This is a genomic window from Oceaniferula marina, assembly GCF_013391475.1.
Taxonomy (GTDB): Bacteria; Verrucomicrobiota; Verrucomicrobiia; order Verrucomicrobiales; family Akkermansiaceae; genus Oceaniferula; species Oceaniferula marina.
In genome coordinates, this window is the sequence record NZ_JACBAZ010000016.1 from 26,405 (window position 1) to 45,421 (window position 19,017).

The following is a 19,017-nucleotide window of genomic DNA, read 5'->3' on the forward strand; positions in this document are numbered from 1 at the left end:
CTCGAACACCTACTCCCGTCCTCCATCTGTGCAGGGAGAATCACAACAGCATTGTGGCTCTATACCTCTTAGCCTCGGTGCTTTCCCCTTGCCAGACCCCTGAGCTCTCGCCATTTTCTCTCCGCATTCATCCTCCGGATTCCCGTATGGACCTCACTCCCCATCACAAGATTCCCGGTCATCACACACAACAAATCACTTTCCCGTCGTGAAAAACAATAGATCCAAGCTTTCCTTATTCACTCAATGGCTGGCTGCAGCCATTGCCTCGGCCTCTCTTTGCCACGCAGAGTCAGAAAAGGAATCAACCAACCAAAAAGACCGAGGCGCACTGGAAGAATACAACCAGGAACTCCGCGACCGGGGATGGCACCGCAAGGAGGCCAATGCCCTCACCGATGCTCTGGCAGATACGTTTGGCGACGACCTTTTGCTTCCACTTCCGGCTCCGGACCAGTTTGTTACCAAGCTCTTTGCAGGGTACCAAGCGGACTACGCCAAGTTTGAAAAGGATTTCCCAAATGCCTCCATCCCCCTCCCGAAGGGATCACCATCCAAAGCAGGCGTCTGGTCGCGGATTTACATGAATCCGACAGGAGGACGTATCTATGACCTGGAACTGAATCCAAAAAATCCGGATGAAATTTACGCCAACCCGGATGGCGATGGTATTTATTTCACCAAAAACGGAGGGAAAAACTGGCACGTCATCACAGATACGATCCCAACCCGCCTGCACCGGAACTGTGCAGAAAACATCATCGTCGACCCCCGGGACTTCCGGCATGTCTTCTCCATTTCCCACTACGGACGGATGTATGAAACCAAAGACCAGGGCGCCACTTGGTCACTGGTGATCAATACCGCCAATCAACAAGGCAACGTGCCACAATTCAAGTGGGTCGAAGCCTTCCGCGATAGAAAAAACAAGCTGGTCATCATCGGGGTGGTCACAAAAGGATCGGGAAGGAATGGTGGGTGGAAACCGGGCGTCTACCGCACCGAGAATACAGGCAAAACCTGGCAGCGTATCGCTGTTGAGGGCGACAAACTACAAGAGATGGCCTTTCACAAAAAGAACCCGGACATCGTCTATTTGGCGGGCAGATCGAAGTTGTTCATTTCGAAGAATGCAGGGAAGTCATTTTCACTCCTCAAGGATTTTAAAACTGGTGACCGCCCGATGTTTATCACGACTCTCTATGGGGCTGACGCCGATGGCCTCTACGTCGCCGTTTCGACCGGTCGGGACACACAGGTTCACTTTTCAAAAAACAAGGGGAGAAACTGGCAACTCCGGCAGGATTCCGCCAAGAAAGTCGGCCATGAAAAGGGTATTTTTGGCAACGATGGAAGCAGCGGATGGACGAGCTTTTTCGAAGTGGATCCCTTTGATCCAAAGCACCTGATGGCATCGAGCGTCGGCAACTGCGAATCGTTCGACGGTGGTGTGACCTGGAACTATTTCTCCTGGGGCAAGCGCGCGAATGCGATCATGCCCGATGGCTCGGTGATCCCGTCCCCCCATGCCGGCCACAATGCCGACAACCACGTTCTTAAGTTCCATCCGGCCAAGCGAGGGTTCAGGGTCAAGGGATGTGATGGTGGAATCATGGCAAAGTGGGAGGATAAAGCGGCCAACTGGACCAACATCTCCGGTGACATGCCGGCCTTCCTCTGGTTCTCCATCATCGTCAACGAGTTTGGCGACCGCTACATCGCCGGGAATACCCAAGACCTGAATGTGCAAACCTACCGCTACGGCGTCTGGGAAAATGAGATCGGCTACGAAGGGGATGCCATTTTTATCAACCCGTACTCGAATGTTACCTATTACCCATGCTCCCCAACGGAGAAAGGTGAGGGACTGAATTTTCTGGAACCCGGGAACTGGAAAATGCACTCGTGGAACATGCCGAAATCAACGGTCAACTACAGCAACCCGGACCAGTTTTTTGTCGCCTTTGGCCGCAGGGAAACGTCCAAATCCAAGCAGCTTCCGAAGTTCCTTTATCAAAGCAACAACCGGGGCGTCAGCTATGACCGGGTTCCGAACCTGGACAAGCCGGTCTTCGCCATGAATGTATCACGCACCGATGCTCCCATCCTCACCATTTTTACAGCCACCTCCGTCATGGCTACTTCCGATTGGGGACAAAACTGGCAAACCCATCCGTATCCCAAAACCTTCAAGGCCTCCGGAGGCACCCGAAAAGTCAGTGGAGCAGTTGATCCAAACAACCCAAAAAGACTTTGGCTGGGGGGAAAAGACGGCAAGGTCTTTTTCAGCAACAACGGAGGCGCAAGCTGGCAGGATCTTTCCGGCACCCTGCCAAAAGGAGAAGTCAGTGAGCTCATTCTGCACGAAGGCACGGGCGGCGACCTTTACGCACTCATCAATGGATATGGTGTGTTCTATAAAGCCGCAGACTCCAATGATTGGAGCTTCTGGATGGATGGTTTCGACCTGAGGGACTTCAAGGAAATCCGTATCGACTACCCTCAGCAGAAGATGGTGGCCGCCAGCTACGGACGCGGAGCCTGGGAAGCCCCTTTGATGACCCCCTGCGAACGATTTTACCCCAAGGGCTTCGCCATCAAACAGCTCAACGAGTTAGCTGACATCAAGGTGTTCGGTATCGATAGCCCACTGGTCACGCCCGACTACTACAACTACCACTGGACCATCAATGGAAAGCCTCAGGGGAGTAACACGCCGATGTTGGTCAGCAAAAACTGCAAACCAGGCGACACGGTGGAGCTGACGCTGAAACCGAAACATACCACGGGTATTGAAACACGCTCCAAAGCGCTGAAAGCAATCGCTCTGAAAGACAATTTTGGAGAGGGTAAGGCGAAGCCCGTTGCGATCGACAAATCCTACATCGATCTGGGTATGCTTGAGTTGTTCGGAGCAAAACAAGACCTTACCTTTGAAGCCACGGTCAAACTCAGCCAAGCGGGTGTCGTCGCCGGCAACCGCAGGAAGTTTTTCAGAGATGCCAAGGGATGGTATCTCGACGTCAACAAGGACGGGGAGCTCTCCTTGCATTTATCCCCACGCCAAAACGGTAATTTCAGCCGCACGTACAAACGGCCGAAAGATCAGGCCCTGGTGATCACATCTCCCAAAAAGAGCGTCCCCTTCGAGGAGTCGGTCCAACTTGCCTTTTCCATCAGTGCGCAGGGCCTGGCAACATTGTTCGTCAATGGTGATTCCGTTGGCCAAGCTGAAATCGATCCAGCCGACCGAGACTACTCACTGAACAGCGTGCTCAGCACCACCGTCTTTGCCGACCCCTTCGGTAAACATGGCTCCTCCGGTGAAATCGAAAACATTCGGGTATGGCACAAACTTCTCACCGGTGAGGAATTGAAAGCCAATCGTATCAAACTCAGCAGCCCGGATGGGCTCGTATATTTCATCCTCTTCAACGACGCAGACCCGGTTGAAATGCTGACCCGGAAACCAGTAGTCATCAAACCCGATACCATGTAAACCTCCGCAACCTTGAAACTCGAAACCATACAAGCCGCCCTGCCTGATTCAGGCCTCAGACAGGGTGCCAACTGGCTGTTTTCACCCAAACCGCTGGAGCTGGACAAGCGTACCGCCAAATCCCTGACCCGGCTCGGACACCCACTCGCCCAGTTTCAACGGGCCTCGGACTCTGTCTATCAACGCAGTGCCAAAGGTAAACTTCCCCCCTGGATCTCCGAGCTTCTGGATGCTGGCAAACCCGAATGGATCACCAGCGCCCAACGTTCACCAGAACTGCGCAACACCCTCCCCCGGGTCATCCGACCCGACCTCATCCTCACCGGCGATGAAACCCATAGCTCCTTCGCCCTGACCGAGCTCGACTCCGTCCCAGGCGGCATGGGCATCACCCTCTGGCTATCCCAATTTTACAGCCAACATGGATATGATGTCTTAGGAGGAGAAATGGGCATCCGTGAAGGCTTTCAATCCTTGTTTCCAGACACAGGCGGACGTGTGCTGGTCAGCGAAGAATCCGCCGACTACCTGCCGGAAATGGAATGGCTGGCTTCGCAATGCCAAAACCTCAACACCCAAAGTGCGGAACAAGACAAGGGAGAACACTCTGCCGCCTATCGATTTTTTGAGTGGTTCGATTGGCAAAATATCCCCGCAGCTCAACAACTTGCGGCTTCTCCAAAGCTAAGCTCCCCCTGCAAACCCCACCTCGAAGAGAAACTCTGGCTCGCCCTGCTGCACACTCCATCATTACGAAAAATCTGGCAACAGGAGCTTCGTGCCAATCACCTCCAACGGCTGCTCGAGATCATCCCGCAAGGATGGGTCGTCGACCCCTCCCCTCTCCCACCGCATGCTTCGCTTCCAGGGCTCAATGTCCACTCCTGGGAAGACGTTGCCAATTTCAGCCAAAAAGAACGGCAGTTGGTTCTCAAAGTCAGCGGCTTCTCCGAACTCGCCTGGGGGTCACGCGGCGTCCACATCGGTCACGATATGCCATCCAACGAATGGCAGGAACAAGTGCGGCAAGCAACGGCATCCATCCATCAACAACCGTGGATGATGCAACGCTACCACGCCGGGAAAATCATCGAGCACCCGTACTTCGACCCCGAGACCGGCCAGGAACGCATCATGCAGGGACGCGCCCGGCTTTGCCCATATTTTTTCACCGACCTGGCAGGCAAAACCACCTTTGCAGGCTGCCTCGCGACCATCGTTCCCGCCGACAAAAAGAAAATCCACGGTATGAAGGATGGTATTCTGGTGCCTTGTATGGTGTGAGCCGATACGCATTAACAGGCTCAACCCTACTCCTGTAATTCCACACGGAAAAAATTGCGGTCTTGATCCGTATCATAGAGCCAGCGGAAGGTGTATTTGCCATCGCCTGCGGGAGTGGCATCAATCAATGACAGCCGCGTGGGTGACCATGTTTGTAAATCACCTGAGGCAAAGGGGTTGATGGTCAGGTCGTCGGTGTTGACGATGGAGGTGTAGGTAAAGACGATTTCTTCTGAGCCGAACCCCTCGGAGGAAAGATCTGCTACGACAGCCGAAGGAGTCGGCGTATCGCTTGGAGAAAGCGCATCGGTTCCGAGCAAATATTCCAGCCCGTTGGAAATACCATCTCCATCGGCATCTGCCTTGGGATCGGCTAATTCGGGAGCAACGGCCTCGGGGTAGGTGGTGGTATCGATTCTCTCACTGGGGGTGCCAAGTTTCCCTGATAATTGACTCAAGATGGTTGGGTTCTGAGCTGAGACATCCTCCACTTCGTAACGATAGGACGAAAGGTCATACAAGTCCTTGTCTGATCCTGTGTTGATTAAGCGCCACTCTAACGATCTTACTGTGGTAAGACTTCCAAAACGAGAATAGGCATACTCTTTTCCGGGTGCATACGGGTTACGAATCATGGGCAATAACGATTTTCCACTGATTCCGGATGGTGTCGTCAAACCACACATGTCAGCGATGGTGGGGTAAATATCAATGGTTTCCACAACCCCCTCTGCTTGGATACCGTGGAAGACATCAGGGCTGATATGGGAAGGAGCCTTGATGATAAGCGGTGACTCCAGAGAGCGCTCCAGCACCTTGTGCTTACCAATCAAACCATAATCATCCAAGCACCACCCGTGGTCACCCCAAAGAACCACGATGGTATTGTCTGCCAAGCCCAATGCCTCCAATTCATTGAGGACTTTACCGACTTGAGCGTCGACATAAGAAACACAGGCAAAATAAGCATGGCGAAGCTGATCGCGGTCGCTTCGGTTCGTGTAAGAGTTGATTTCGCTCGAATTGGTCGTCGTGGAAGCATTGGCCCCTGTCGGTTTGCCGGCCGGGCTCGCCGCAGGAAGCATTGCAGGATCATAGAGATCATAATACGCCTTGGGTGCATTAAACGGGAGGTGGGGTTTCATAAACCCCAGAGCCAGGCAGAACCTTGTGCCGTCATCTTTGAACTCACGTAGTTTCTCAATAGCCCCCTGTGCAATCTGGCCATCGGGGTAGGCCTCATCCGGAAGCGAGTTTCCCTGCTGATCCACACCGATCTCATAGGCCGGAGTAGTGACTTTGACGCGCCCGGTGCCATCGGCATAAGCAAAAAGTGGATAGCGTTGGGCGCCCCATTTGTTGTGATCCCAAAGGATTTCATTCCACGAATGACGCATGTCAGGGTTGGTTGCCTTGGTGCGGCCAATGTCATAGGTGCCTGAGTTATTGGACCACTGATAGCCGTCTGGCTCGTGAGTGAGTTTACCCATCGACACCGTATGCCACCCATTGCGTCGGAGTAGGTCCACCCAGCTTTCGGGTGCGCTTGGATACGATGTGGGCATTTTGCTAAAAGCTCCATTATCGTCGGTTGCTGACGTTGGTGTCAGACCGCTCATCAAGGCATAACGAGAGGCTCCACAAGTTGGAACCGCCACGTAATGGTTGCGGAAGAGTCGGCCCTGACTCGCCAGCGTATCGATATGGGGAGTCACCATGTGACTTTCTCCATAGCAATTGAGCTCTGGCCGTAAATCATCGACCGCAATAAACAACACATTCGGAGGATCCGCTGCTACCAGAGCAGATGTTGTGATAATCAATGAGATTGCTGAAAGAATGTTCATGGTTTGATGAGATAGAGTTCAAATCCGTTCAAAAACAAAAACTGATCTGAACCGTTACTGAGTGAAGCATCGAAATCGAGAACCAAAGGGCCGGAGCCATCATGGGAAAAAGAACATCCGATGCGGGGAACCTGTGCGTTGCTGATAAAGGTGGTATTGAGTCCGTCTGAGCCAAGGGTCGTGGGTTGAACCGAGTGCAGAGTAGCTCCTCCTTTGCTAACAGAAATAGTATTGGGTGTCTCAGTCGATGAGCCTTGGGCAAAGGCGAAGCCTGCTCCCGTGTAGGAATCCAGATGATAGGAGCGGAAAAAGTAATCGCCGGCAGGAAGGTTAGCCATGGTCACCCGGATGCTGCCTTTACGTGTTGCGATAAAATCCGAGACAAGAAAGGAGCAAGAAACATCGCCCCCGGGGATAGCACGTGTGCTGTCGGAGTTAGCACCCCGGAATTCAAGCTTTTCGCTGTCAGGTTGGCTGACGGTAACGGTGTAGGAGCCGATGGTTTTCGCGTAACTGTTGGCATTGGAAGCCTGATCCGTAGAACCCGCAATCGTTCGGAAAAGCGACTGGGATGGGGAGGCGTAAGCATCGCTGCGGTTGAAATCGACCCCAAAGAGACGATCTGCAGAACCTGCTTCAGGGGAATTGGGGTCGGTGCCTGCGGTGATTTCATCATCGTCATCCACCCCGTCGCCATCGGTGTCCGCCAAGACGGGGGATGTTTCATCACCGGTGTTGGCAACACCATCCGCACCAAGGTATTCTTCCAGATTGCTCAGTGCATCGCTATCCGCTGATGAGGCTGCATCATCGACATCCGGGTCGAAACCAAACAAAAATTCGTAAGTGTCGGGCATTCCATCTTCATCGCTGTCTTCGGAGCCGGGTTCTGGTTCCGGGGCGGAACTGACTTGGTATCGGGCATTGGAATAGGTGGCTTGATCGAGGTTGAGGCTGCCTCCAAATGATCCCCCCATGGTTGTGAAGGTAAAGTTTGAGGTGGTCAGATTGTTTTTTGTGTAAACCTGCTCATAAGCGCTTTCATTTCTGGTTAAACGAGAGACAATATCAACGCTGGTTGCGGAATCCCGTGTAATCGACATACTATAAATGTAATCTTCAGTATGACTGCCGCGGAAGACGCCTTCGTTGGTTTTATCCGCATTTAAATCCACGGCGTCCCCACCGGTGGAGATAAAGGCACCATTGGTTCGCATTTGATAAAGTTCCGATCCTGGCACGATGAAGTAACCTGCCGACCAATTTTCTCCGCTACTGGGAGTGGCATCAAACTGTCCACCATCATTGTAAACGCCCAGGCGAAAATCCCCGTGACCTGCATCCACCCCTCCTGTTAAGTTGATGGTGGCTGAAACGGTCAGCATTTCCCCTACTTCAAGAGTGACAGGCGTGTCAAATTTTCCCGCATACCAGAGACCATCCGCATTGTCTGCTGAGCCATCGCCAAAAGTGGGGTGTTCTGTGTTTAAATCAGAACTGACGGTGGTGATGTTATTCCAAGTCTTCCAGTGGGAGATTGGGCTGCTCTCTGGAGTGTATTCGATTTGGATATTGCTATAAAATGCCTCTTGGTTATCGAAGCCATCGGTGTGTAGGAGAGCGACGGTGTCGAAGAAATAGTCGGCAGCGGAAGACGGGGTGTAGCTTCCGCTTGCAGTGGAGCTAAAGGGAGAAGCTCCACCTGTTTGAGTGATTGAGGCAGTAATTGTTAGGTCGTCGCCATCACGCACGATGGAGAGAGAATACGAAACGGGGCTATTGGGCACATAGGTTCCTGTGGTCGAGTGGTTTTGAATCTCACTGACGGTTCCGGTAAAAGGGTGGGTTTGTGTGGTTGGAGATATCTTTTGAATCCCATCTTGGTTATAGTAAGCGATACCCAAATAGCCATCACCGGTGCCTGATGCCGGCAGGGGGTCGGGAGCATCGTAGATCCCGAATCTGAACGATGAAGAGTTAAGAGAACCATTCACTGTCATGGTTCCAGTTAAGGTAAGCCGATCTCCATCCAATAATGTCACCGGAGTGATCGGGGCGACCAGGGATGATTTTTTTGCGTTGGTAATACTTGGGCTGGCAGTATCGGCGTTGTTCAGCGTTGCATTGGAATAACCATCAAAAATTTTGACCCAGTCCGTTACGCTGACCGGTAATGCCATGGTGGTGGTGGCTAATAATGCACTGATGAGGCAAACGGTTTTGATGGGATGCATGTGAAAAAGGGTGGAAGATGAAAAAAGGTATCATACTCGCGTAGGATACCTTTTGATGAATATGAGATACCAAGAGGAATTATTTACGACGTCGCATCATCAATGCGACTCCACCAAAACTCAGAAGCGCAGCTGCGCTTGGCTCAGGAACGCTTGTCACTTCGTATTGGGCATTGGAGTAAGAACCCTGATCAAGATTGAGGTTGCCTCCAAAAGATCCACCCATGGCAGTGAAGGTGAAATTTGAAGTTGCCCGGTCGTTTTCTGTATAGAGTTTCTCATATATACTGTCGTTTCTCGTTAAACTTGAAACGATATCGACGGTCGTTGCTGAGTCTCGCGTAATGGACATGCTAAACACGTAATCTTCAACATGGTTTCCTCTAAAAAGTCCGTTGTTTATTTTCGTGGCATTAAGGTCGACTGCATTTGTTGCCGTGGAAATAAATGCTCCGTTGGTGCGTATCTGAAATAGATCTGTCCCTGGAACCAGCATGTAACCTGCAGACCAGTTCTCCCCGCTATTCGCATCAAACTGTCCACCATCGTTAAAGATTCCCAAGCGGAAGTCATTATCCCCGGTATCATGATTTCCTCCCGTTAAATTGATGATGGCTGAAACCGTGAGGGTGTCTCCAATGCCGAGTGTTACCGCCGATCCAAACTTACCCGCATACCATAAGCCATCGGCATTGTTGGATGTTCCATTGCCAAACGTAGGACTGTCAGTATTCAGGCCCGAACTGACGGTCGTATCATTATTCCAAGTCTTCCAGTTTGTCACCGAAGTGGCGGCCTGAACTGCAGCCGAAGTAACGAGCGCAGCACACGTTGTCATGAATAGATGCTTTGTTTTCATTGTGTTTTTATATCTGGGGTTCATGGGCACTTAAGCCGATTCACCGGCACCGCCGGAAAAAATCCTCGATGCCTCATTAAGTAATGCGGCCATTTTTACTATGTGACGAAAAAAAACGTAACATGCGTTTTTTTAATCGAGAAAGAAATCCAAGTGATTGGTCTTCATCAATTGCTGAATCTGCTTTTCGCTAAGAATACCGCGAAAAAGATAGAGTTCATCCATGTCTGCATCCAAGGTCCGACTATCGGCACCAGGACCGAGGCTCGCACCAAACCTTACAGGGAGTGCAGACTTTGTGAAATTATCCGTCTTCATCTTACACAGCTCATCTGGCTTGCTGACGGCTTGCCGCTTACCATTGAGATAGTGGTAAATTTCCGGAAACCCATCATCATCGACACGACCAGTATAAACAACTGCGATGTGAACCCATTCCTGTTGCATGGTGTCTTGCGCCTGAATCGTTTCAAATGGGCGCTCCATGAGTGATGTTTTAAGCCTGCCTTCGTCACTGAAGCTGATCTGCCATAACTTGCCCTTCTTACGCACCCCCCATGCGCAGTATGGCGTGATATTGTGACGCTCACAATTTTTCCGGTGTCGAATCCATGCCGCTACGCTTCTCGGTGCATTTTCGCCAATACCAGCAAAAGCGGACGCGGCATAGACGCCGTCCCCATGCAATGCCAAGGCCGAGCCAAAACGACCTGCTGTTTCATACTTGGGTGCATCAATGCGCTTCGTCCGGGAATGCAAGCGCTGTAAGCTTGCTCCAAACCCCGCAGCACCAGGAATGGTCCCATCCGCCGCAAACCTCCCCTGGTTTTGATGATCAAACGACCAATGCAGATAGGGCATGGAATCGGTGAATGTTCTCCTAAACAAACTGGGCTCAGCCTTGATCGATTCACCCTGGCCATAAATATTAAAGGCCATCGCCTGATTCTGCTTCAACTCGATCTGTTCCATTGCCTGTAGCGCAGGCTCCACTCGAACCTTCCCTTGATTCACATGCACTTGAAGCTTTTCGTCACCATCAAATCTCAAACCAAATTCTGTTCCTAAATCGATGATTTGGGCACGGTCCGTTGTCACCGTAAATCCATGCCCCGCTTCCGGCACCCGAAACCAAGCGGCGCCCCGTTGCATGGAAAGTTCAGTCTTGGCAATCAGCTTAAGATCCGAGGGCCCTTCAATCAGCGCCTCAACACCCGATGGAAATAAAAATTTAACCAGCCCCTGCTCGATCTGAATCGAGTCACCTGGAAGCAATTGCCCGTTCGGGCGCATTTCCCCGTCGCTTGTCGTAACAGTACACAGGGCATCTCCCGATTGTTCCATCAGGACCCATGTAGGTTCCTGCACTTGTCGATTGCTAACGTGAAAGAGAAAAAAACCAAAGCTGAGTAAGAGAATCGCAGCCAGTCCCACCACCAAGGATGTCACGGCCATTTTACGCCTTTCCATTCCCAAACGAACCGCGCTTACAGGGATACTCCCTAAATCATCCCTGATCTGAACATCCCTCTTCAGCAAAGCAACCAATTCCATGTGCTGGAAATACAAACTCCGGACATCGGGATTACTTTTGATGTTTTCCTTAAGCCACATCAGATCGCGATCCGAGATCACACCATCCTCTAGATCCTGAATGATCTTTTCCACTTGATCCAAACTAATCAATCGAGGTTGTTGTTGATTGCTCATGCAGAGTGATTGGCTTGTTGGGATTTCTTCTGCACACATTTCCTCAAAGCAATACGGATGCGATACAGGGCAGCACGAATCGCCTGCTCACTACGTCCTGATGCCTGGGCATACTTGCTCAGTCCGGATTTTTTCCAATACCGATGAATGATGAGTTCCTGATCTTTGGCTTGTAATAAACTAATGCATTCATTGAGATGCGTTAGTTTTTTATTCGAGGCTGCCATATTCGCCTCTAGAGCTTCCTCTTGAATAGCCTCACAAACTTCTTCCTCAAAAACCACCCAACGATCGCGCTTGCGCTTCCTCTGATGTGTCATGACATGAAAGCGAGCCGTGGTGAGCGACCAGGCTTTGAAATTGGTTCCGAGCTCAAAGCTGTCACGTTTCGACCATAAAATTTCATTCACCTCCTGCACCACATCCTCGGTCTCGGAAGAGCCCGGCATCAACGATACCACAAAGGCATGAATCAAATCCTGGTGACTCACCAGCAATTTAACAAAAGCATCTTCTTTGATCGGGGCATCCGCCATAACTCATTCGTTCCTTACATAGCATATGACAAACAGGATGAAATGTGACGCCCTTTTTTCCCTTTTTTTCAAGAACTCGTCATCTCTTCCTCCCCGCAGCCTCTAGCATCTTAAGCCACATCGCTTTATCCACTACCGAACACGCTCGGTCCACCAGGGTGAAATAATATCTGACACCACACCGTAGCGTATCGTCATGATCCGACTCCTCACCATCATAGCCGCCATGATGTGCTCCAGCCTTCTGGCCATGGGCAAGACCAGTGACACCCGACCCAACATTGTCTTCTGCATTGCCGATGACTGGGGCTGGCCGCACTCACCACTCTATGGCGACCAAGTTGTCAAGACTCCGACCTTGCAGCGCATCGCCGCCAATGGGGTGCTTTTCAACCATGCCTTTGTTTCCTCACCATCCTGCACTCCCTCTCGCAATGCCGCACTCACCGGCCAATACCACTGGCGCTTGACATCCGGAGCCAATCTCTGGAGCCACTTTCCCAAAGGTGTGCAAACCTTCCCACTCATTCTCACCCAACACGGCTACCACGTCGGGTCATTCCGTAAGGCTTTTGGGCCGGGAGTCGACCGCTCACCATCCGTCTCCGGTAAAAAATACGCCTCCGTGGATGCCTTTTTCAAGGCGCGCCCGAAAGACAAACCCTTCTGCTTTTGGTTTGGCTCGTCCGACCCGCACCGCAGCTATAAAGTCGGTTCCGGTATCAAAAGCGGAATGGATCCTGCTAAAGTGCAACTCCCCCCCTACTATCCAGATCACCCGAGTGTCCGCAGTGACATCTGCGATTATTATTTCGAAGTGCAACGCTTCGATCGCGAAGTCGGGGAACTGCTCGACCGCTTAAAACAATCCGGGGAGCTCGACAACACACTGGTTGTCATGACCGGAGACCACGGTTGGCCATTCCCTCGAGGGAAAAGCAACCTCTACGACATCGGAGCCCGGGTTCCGCTCGCCATGCAATGGGGAGACAAACTCGGAGGCAAACGCCGCATCGATGACTTTGTCAGTTTTGTCGATTTTGCCCCCACCTTTCTTGAGCTCGCCGGAGTTGACCGGCCCGACGACATGAGCGGCCGCAGCTTACTCCCCCTGCTGCTCAGCCAAAAATCAGGACAGGTTGAGCCGTCCCGTAGCCATGTCATCTACGGCAAGGAGCGTCATGTCCCCTGCCAGGAAAAAGGAACGATCGCAGCCCCCTGCCGGGCCATTCGCAACCACAAATTCCTCTACATCCACAATTTCTTCCCGGACCGCTGGCCCGTCGGGGCCCCCGAAGCCGAATTCCGATCCAACTGGGCCGACTGCGATAACGGGCCAAGCAAATCGTACATTCTCGACCACCGGGTCGAGCTGCAAAGCATCCAGGCCTACGAACTTTGTTTTGCCAAGCGACCACAGGACGAGCTCTACGATGTAAAAAATGACCCATGGCAGATTCACAATCTGGCTGCAGATCCAAAACATGCCGAGACACTCAAACAACTTCGTACCCAACTCATGCAAGAGCTGCAAACCACTGGCGATCTCCGAGTGCAGGGTAAAGGAGACATCTATGAGTCATTCCCCTACACCGGTAAAAATAAACGGTCGAAAAAATAAGCGACCCCAAACCCAAAGGGACTAACAGAATCTACCCCCCTCGCGGGGTAGATCGGCACGCCGGCTCAGCGTCATATTGACTTCTTCCATGCTTTTGCTAGGGTATCGTTCCCCTCGCATCATGGACCCTCTGATCGAACACATCCAATGGCTTTGGCCCTATGTCCTGACCGCCTTGCACTTCGCCGGCGCTCTGGCGGTGACCCTGCATGCCGTTCTTCGCAAACATGATGTTCGTTCCGCCATCGGCTGGATCGGCCTGGCCTGGCTATCACCGGTGATCGGATCCGTTGCTTATCTGCTGTTGGGCATCAACCGGATTCAGCGCAAAGGTGTCTCACTCGGACTTTATGACGCCTGGGATCACGCAATCAAACAACATCTCACCGATGAAGATGCCGAGCGGATCCACGATCTGCACCAATACCACCCGACCTTCATCAGCTTGGCCAAACTCGGCACCGACGTAACGGGCAACACCCCGCTACTAGGTAATCAAATCACCCCGCTGGTCAATGGTGACAATGCTTACCCCGAAATGCTCAAGGCCATCCGCGAAGCCAAGGTATCGGTCGCCCTGAACAGCTATATTTTCGATAGCGATCGTATCGGTGAGCAATTTCTCGAAGCCCTCAAAGAGGCTCAAGACCGCCAGGTCGATGTCCGGGTCATGATCGATGGCGTCGGCGCCCGCTACAGTAAACCCAGCATGGTGGACCGGTTGAAAAAGGAAGGCATCCGCGTGGCCGCCTTCCTTCCCTCACGCGCCCCCATGCTCCCCTATGCCAATCTGCGCAATCACCGGAAAATCCTCGTCACCGACGGAACCACGGGGTTTACCGGTGGCACCAACATCCGCGAAGGTCACTGCCTGAAACTGCAGCCCTCATTTCCCGTCGCCTGCCTGCATTTTAAAATTGAAGGCCCGGTCGTCGCGGAGTTGCAAGAAACCTTTGCCATCGACTGGGCATTCACCACCGGGGAATCTCTCGTCGGCCCTACCTGGTTCCCCCCGCTACAACGCTGCGGCCCGGTCTTCGCCCGTGGTGTCCCCGATGGGCCGGATGAAGATCTCGACAAAATCAACGAGCTGATCCTCGGTGCTCTCGCCGTGGCCAGCCAACGGGTCCGGATCATCACCCCCTATTTCCTACCTGAAGAATCCATCCTCAAAGCTCTCGCCGTCACCGCCATGCGAGGTGTGGAAGTCGATATCATCCTGCCATCCAAAAACAACATTGCCATCATGAACTGGGCGGTGATCCCACAGCTTCCACAGTTGATTGAAAAAGGATGCCGGGTTTACATGTCCCCCGCTCCATTCGATCACACCAAACTGTTTGTCGTCGACGGTGTCTGGTCACTGATCGGATCAACCAACTGGGACGCCCGCAGCATGCGCCTCAACTTCGAATACAACATCGAATGTTACGATGATGCCCTCGCCGAACAACTCGATAGCATCATCGATGAAAAATTGGCCGCATCACGCTTGTTAAATGCTGATGCGCTACGCTCGCGCTCACTTCCCATTCAGCTCAGAGACGGCACAGCGAGACTGCTCTCGCCCTACCTGTAGGCATGAGCCCATCCTCCGCCACCGAAACCCGCCCTTTGCAGGAAAAACACCCTTGATGACTAACCGCGGATGGCTTGGAATCGTGTTGACGTCAATAGCTGCATCGTGCTTCCATGGAACGACACCTTCCACCAAGGATTCACCACGTTTCCCAACAACCATGAAAACATTACTCTTCTCGCTCACCCTGCTGCCCATACTGCTGCATACCAGCCTGATCGCTGCCGATTCACCACCCAAGATGGCCGTCATCGGTGAAATTGAATCCCTCACCTTGGAAAAAGAAAAAGTTCAATTCCAGGCCCGCATCGATACCGGCGCCCAAACATCCTCCATCAGCGCGATCAATATCCAACAATACGAACGCGATGGTAAAAAATGGGTCCGCTTCGAGATCAATGGCGGACCAGACGATCAAGCCATCAAAATGGAGCGACCGCTCTCCCGAATCGTCCAAATCAAACGCCACGGAGCCGACGCCGTAGAACGCCCGGTCGTCTACCTCATTGTCTCCATCGGCAATATCAAATGCCGCTGCGAATTCTCCCTGACCGACCGCAGCAAGTATGAGTTCCCGGTGCTGATCGGGCGTAACTTCCTCAGTGGCCGTGCCATGGTCGATGTCAGTCGCAAGCACCTCGCCCACCCCATCAGCAAGGAAGAATCCAAAAAATAAAACTATGAAAACCAAAACCCAGCTCAGGGTCATCATCATCCTCCTGATCACCATCGGCCTCGGAGCTGCGATCTATAAAATCCAGGTGCTCGGGTTCTCCTTATCGCCACAGGCAAAAGTAGATACCTGGACCATTGAGGCCAAAGTTACCTTCACCGCCAACGGTGGCCCGGTCACCGTCAGGCTGAATGAGGCCGATAACACCGCTAATATGGCCGTGCTCAACCACGAAAGCGTAGGCAGTGATTTCAAACGGCAAATCGAAACCCTCGAAAAAGGCGAACGCAATTTGGTCTGGAGTAAAGATGATGCCAAAGGCGAGCAAGTGCTCTACTACCGCGTCTCCGCCTACCGCAAAGATAACAGCTCTCATGCCAAGGCCATTCCTGCTGAAGATGCCGATGCCAGCGACATCATTTTTTCCGGGGCTGCCAAAGAAGCCGCCAAACTCATGGTCGACCGCGCCAAGCAACAAGGCAAGGGCACTCCCCTGGCGGTCACCCAATCCATCATCAAGCAACTCAATCTCTCGGATAAAGCCCACCTCGAAATGCTCCGAAAAAACAAGAGTGGCACCGGCTCGCACCTCGATCTCGTCAGGGATATGCTCACCAAAGCCGGTGTCCATGCGGCCAAGGTCAAGGTGCTCTTCCTCGATGATGACAACCGGAAACAAAAACTCAGCAGCCTGCTCGAGATCTTCGACGGCAAGAGCTGGCAACTAATCGACCCCAAAACTGCCAGTGTCAAAACCGAAGACAACTACATCCTCTGGCAAACCGGAGAAGGCGCCACCTTCGAAGTCGAGGGAGGTAAAAACTCCTCTCTTAGCTTCTCGGTGAATGCCGGACGGATGATGGCCGGACGGGCCGCCGTGATGGCAGGCAAAAACAGCGGAGCTGCATTGATCGATTTCTCAATCTACTCACTGCCACTCGCCGAGCAAAACACCTTCAAGCTTCTGCTCCTGATCCCTCTCGGAGCCCTTGTGGTGGTGATCCTGCGTAATTTGGTTGGCATCCAGACCTCCGGCACCTTTATGCCTATTCTCATCGCGCTCACCTTCTTACAAACCTCGCTAACCTGGGGGCTCATTCTCTTTCTCGTGGTCGTCAGCGTCGGTCTGGTGATGCGCTCCTATCTCAGCCACCTGAATCTCCTTCTGGTGCCTCGTATTTCCGCGGTGCTGGTCTTCGTGATCGTCATCTTTGTCGCCATCTCGGTCTTCTCCATCAAAATGGATTTTGAACAGGGTCTGCGCGTCACCTTTTTCCCGATGATCATCATTTCCTGGACCATCGAACGCATGTCTGTGCTATGGGAAGAAGAAGGACCACGCGATGTCCTGATCCAAGGGGGCGGTAGTTTGTTTACCGCCTGCATCATCTACCTCGTGATGACCAATAAATTCCTCGGCCACCTGACCTATTCCTTCCCCGAGCTACTGCTTGTCCTCTTGGCTGTGATTCTGATCATTGGCAGCTATTCAGGATACCGACTCAGCGAGTTGCGCCGCTTCGAACCCATGACCAAGGAGCATTAAGATGTTAACCACACCAGCCAAACTCCGCAAAGCAGGGATCATCGGCATGAACCACCGCAACGTGGTCTGCATCGCCCGTAACAACCCGCGCAAACTCTACCCAAGAGTCGACAACAAACTACTGACCAAGGTGCTTGCTCGGGAAGCCGGTATTGCCGTGCCCCAACTCATCGGCGTCGTCAAAACCCAGGGACACGTCAGAGAACTCAAAGAGTTTTTAAGGGATGAATCCTCCTTTGTCATGAAACCTGCCAAAGGCAGCGGAGGAAAGGGCATCCTGGTCATTGTCGGTCGCGATGGTGATGATTACATCAAACCCAGTGGCGAACGGGTCAGCCACCTCGAAGTCTGCAAACATGCCTCCAACACCCTGAGCGGTCTGTTCAGTCTGGGCGGTGCCAATGATGTCGCCATGATCGAGGAACTCGTCAATTTCGATGCCGCCTTCGATGGCTACTCCTATCAGGGGGTTCCCGACATCAGAATCATCCTCTACAAAGGCTACCCGGTCATGGCCATGACCCGCCTGTCCACTCATGACTCCGACGGTAAAGCCAACCTGCACCAAGGAGCCGTCGGTCTCGGCATCGACATCGGCAGCGGCAAAGCTTTAAAAGCAGTCCAACACGGGCAAATCATCCGCAATCACCCGGATACCGGCAAGGACTTACACGCTTTCCACGTGCCCGCCTGGAAAGACTTCCTCCTGCTCGCCAGCCAATGCTACGAAATCACCGAGCTCGGCTACCTCGGCGCCGATATCGTCCTCGATGCCGACAAAGGTCCACTGATCCTCGAACTCAATGCGCGACCGGGGCTCGCCATCCAAATGGCCAATGGCATCGGTATGCAAACCCGCTTCGATGCCGTGGAGCCGGAAATCTCCAAGCAACGCGACTACAAGGAACGTGTCACCTTCTCAATGGAACACTTCGGCATACTGTAATCGAGCTCATGCACAGCGGTCACCGACCGATGACGGCTGCCTTGTTTTGGGTATCACCCGAAACAAAAAATAGTAGCTAAGAAACAAACTGACATCCATCGGTATCCACCAAACCGGTGGCACCAGGTACGCACCGACGATATCCGCCTTCCATGGGTAAAGCCATGCGATCCCGCCAGACACAGCATCGCAGGCCAAGTGCAATCCATAAGCAGACGAGCACCAGACAAGCTTCGACCAGGTGAGCCATCGTTGCCAGGGGAGCCTGGGCACCCACTTGCTAACAAGCAGAAAGACCAACACGGCAAGCCACGCAAAAATCGAGTGAGACCAACTGGAATACCGATCTTCCAATGACATGTGCGGATTCAACAAGTCAGGAGCCGCACCGAAGAGCCCGATCACCAACAAGTCCTTATAGCTCCCTCTCGAGCCACCTTCTTTTCCTCGATAAAGGTTCAAAAAAATCCCCGCTGTTACAGCGGGGATAAGTGCATGCGTCACCGTGTTCATACCGTGGAAACATCATCAGTAGATGCTCTTATACCATTTGAGTGGTTCGTTTGTCGGAATGGCGGTGTTCGTTTGGCCTTGAGTTCAAGGCGTGACAAAGGAATGTAGCGAGCTACATGACTGAGGAAAAACGCCGAAATCAAGCCAAAGAAATACCGCTTTTCATTCCC

At 52.5% G+C, this 19,017-nt stretch carries 13 protein-coding genes; 7 read left to right on the forward strand and 6 right to left on the reverse strand.

Annotation, left to right across the window (positions count from 1 at the left end; all coding sequences use genetic code 11):
* Positions 1–208: 208 nt before the first annotated feature.
* Both HW115_RS18385 and HW115_RS18390 read left to right on the forward strand, forming a co-directional pair.
* Positions 209–3,499 (forward strand): VPS10 domain-containing protein, encoded by a 3,291-nt coding sequence (locus HW115_RS18385; RefSeq protein WP_178934867.1) that lies wholly within the window; start codon positions 209–211, stop codon positions 3,497–3,499.
* A gap of 12 nt (positions 3,500–3,511) precedes the next feature.
* Entirely contained in the window at positions 3,512–4,783 is a 1,272-nt protein-coding gene (locus HW115_RS18390; RefSeq protein ID WP_178934869.1) for a hypothetical protein, read from the forward strand.
* Between the two features lie 26 nt (positions 4,784–4,809).
* Here the strand turns inward: HW115_RS18390 and HW115_RS18395 are convergent, their stop codons facing one another.
* The 5 genes from HW115_RS18395 to HW115_RS18415 all read right to left on the reverse strand — a co-directional run bounded on the left by HW115_RS18395 (position 4,810) and on the right by HW115_RS18415 (position 11,969).
* Entirely contained in the window at positions 4,810–6,630 is a 1,821-nt protein-coding gene (locus HW115_RS18395) for a sulfatase (protein ID WP_178934870.1), read from the reverse strand.
* On the reverse strand, positions 6,627–8,864 hold the full coding sequence (locus tag HW115_RS18400; protein ID WP_178934872.1) for a hypothetical protein: 2,238 nt from the start codon (positions 8,862–8,864) through the stop codon (positions 6,627–6,629). The genes HW115_RS18395 and HW115_RS18400 overlap by 4 nt, the downstream gene beginning before the upstream one ends.
* Before the next feature lie 79 nt (positions 8,865–8,943).
* On the reverse strand, positions 8,944–9,723 hold the full coding sequence (locus tag HW115_RS18405; RefSeq protein WP_178934874.1) for a PEP-CTERM sorting domain-containing protein: 780 nt from the start codon (positions 9,721–9,723) through the stop codon (positions 8,944–8,946).
* A 132-nt stretch (positions 9,724–9,855) separates the two neighbouring features.
* A complete protein-coding gene (locus HW115_RS18410; protein ID WP_178934876.1) occupies positions 9,856–11,433 on the reverse strand; it encodes a LamG-like jellyroll fold domain-containing protein in 1,578 nt (525 codons plus the stop codon).
* Positions 11,430–11,969: a sigma-70 family RNA polymerase sigma factor gene (locus HW115_RS18415; protein ID WP_178934878.1), complete on the reverse strand. Its 540-nt coding sequence runs from the start codon at positions 11,967–11,969 to the stop codon at positions 11,430–11,432. Before HW115_RS18415 ends, HW115_RS18410 begins: the two co-directional genes overlap by 4 nt.
* Before the next feature lie 196 nt (positions 11,970–12,165).
* Between HW115_RS18415 and HW115_RS18420 the strand changes: the two genes are divergently transcribed.
* The 5 genes from HW115_RS18420 to HW115_RS18440 all read left to right on the forward strand — a co-directional run bounded on the left by HW115_RS18420 (position 12,166) and on the right by HW115_RS18440 (position 18,334).
* A complete protein-coding gene (locus HW115_RS18420) occupies positions 12,166–13,590 on the forward strand; it encodes a sulfatase family protein (protein ID WP_178934880.1) in 1,425 nt (474 codons plus the stop codon).
* Between the two features lie 121 nt (positions 13,591–13,711).
* Positions 13,712–15,169: a cardiolipin synthase gene (cls, locus tag HW115_RS18425; RefSeq protein ID WP_178934882.1), complete on the forward strand. Its 1,458-nt coding sequence runs from the start codon at positions 13,712–13,714 to the stop codon at positions 15,167–15,169.
* Positions 15,170–15,329: 160 nt separating this feature from the next.
* Complete coding sequence (locus HW115_RS18430) at positions 15,330–15,845, forward strand: ATP-dependent zinc protease family protein (protein ID WP_178934884.1); 516 nt, start codon at positions 15,330–15,332, stop codon at positions 15,843–15,845.
* Between the two features lie 4 nt (positions 15,846–15,849).
* Entirely contained in the window at positions 15,850–17,388 is a 1,539-nt protein-coding gene (locus tag HW115_RS18435) for a UUP1 family membrane protein (protein WP_178934886.1), read from the forward strand.
* A 1-nt stretch (position 17,389) separates the two neighbouring features.
* A complete protein-coding gene (locus HW115_RS18440; RefSeq protein ID WP_178934888.1) occupies positions 17,390–18,334 on the forward strand; it encodes an alpha-L-glutamate ligase-like protein in 945 nt (314 codons plus the stop codon).
* Between the two features lie 6 nt (positions 18,335–18,340).
* Here HW115_RS18440 and HW115_RS18445 read toward each other — a convergent pair whose 3' ends face one another.
* Positions 18,341–18,847: a metal-dependent hydrolase gene (locus tag HW115_RS18445; RefSeq protein WP_227021662.1), complete on the reverse strand. Its 507-nt coding sequence runs from the start codon at positions 18,845–18,847 to the stop codon at positions 18,341–18,343.
* Positions 18,848–19,017: the final 170 nt, after the last annotated feature.

Bases quoted from the DNA above. Each gene is read 5' to 3' on its own strand.
- HW115_RS18395 (WP_178934870.1), bottom strand. From the start codon at position 6,630: ATGAACATTCTTTCAGCAATCTCATTGATTATCACAACATCTGCTCTG.
- HW115_RS18400 (WP_178934872.1), bottom strand. From the start codon at position 8,864: ATGCATCCCATCAAAACCGTTTGCCTCATCAGTGCATTATTAGCCACC.
- HW115_RS18405 (WP_178934874.1), bottom strand. From the start codon at position 9,723: ATGAAAACAAAGCATCTATTCATGACAACGTGTGCTGCGCTCGTTACT.
- HW115_RS18410 (WP_178934876.1), bottom strand. From the start codon at position 11,433: ATGAGCAATCAACAACAACCTCGATTGATTAGTTTGGATCAAGTGGAA.
- HW115_RS18415 (WP_178934878.1), bottom strand. From the start codon at position 11,969: ATGGCGGATGCCCCGATCAAAGAAGATGCTTTTGTTAAATTGCTGGTG.
- HW115_RS18420 (WP_178934880.1), top strand. From the start codon at position 12,166: ATGATCCGACTCCTCACCATCATAGCCGCCATGATGTGCTCCAGCCTT.
- cls (WP_178934882.1), top strand. From the start codon at position 13,712: ATGGACCCTCTGATCGAACACATCCAATGGCTTTGGCCCTATGTCCTG.
- HW115_RS18430 (WP_178934884.1), top strand. From the start codon at position 15,330: ATGAAAACATTACTCTTCTCGCTCACCCTGCTGCCCATACTGCTGCAT.
- HW115_RS18435 (WP_178934886.1), top strand. From the start codon at position 15,850: ATGAAAACCAAAACCCAGCTCAGGGTCATCATCATCCTCCTGATCACC.
- HW115_RS18440 (WP_178934888.1), top strand. From the start codon at position 17,390: ATGTTAACCACACCAGCCAAACTCCGCAAAGCAGGGATCATCGGCATG.
- HW115_RS18445 (WP_227021662.1), bottom strand. From the start codon at position 18,847: ATGAACACGGTGACGCATGCACTTATCCCCGCTGTAACAGCGGGGATT.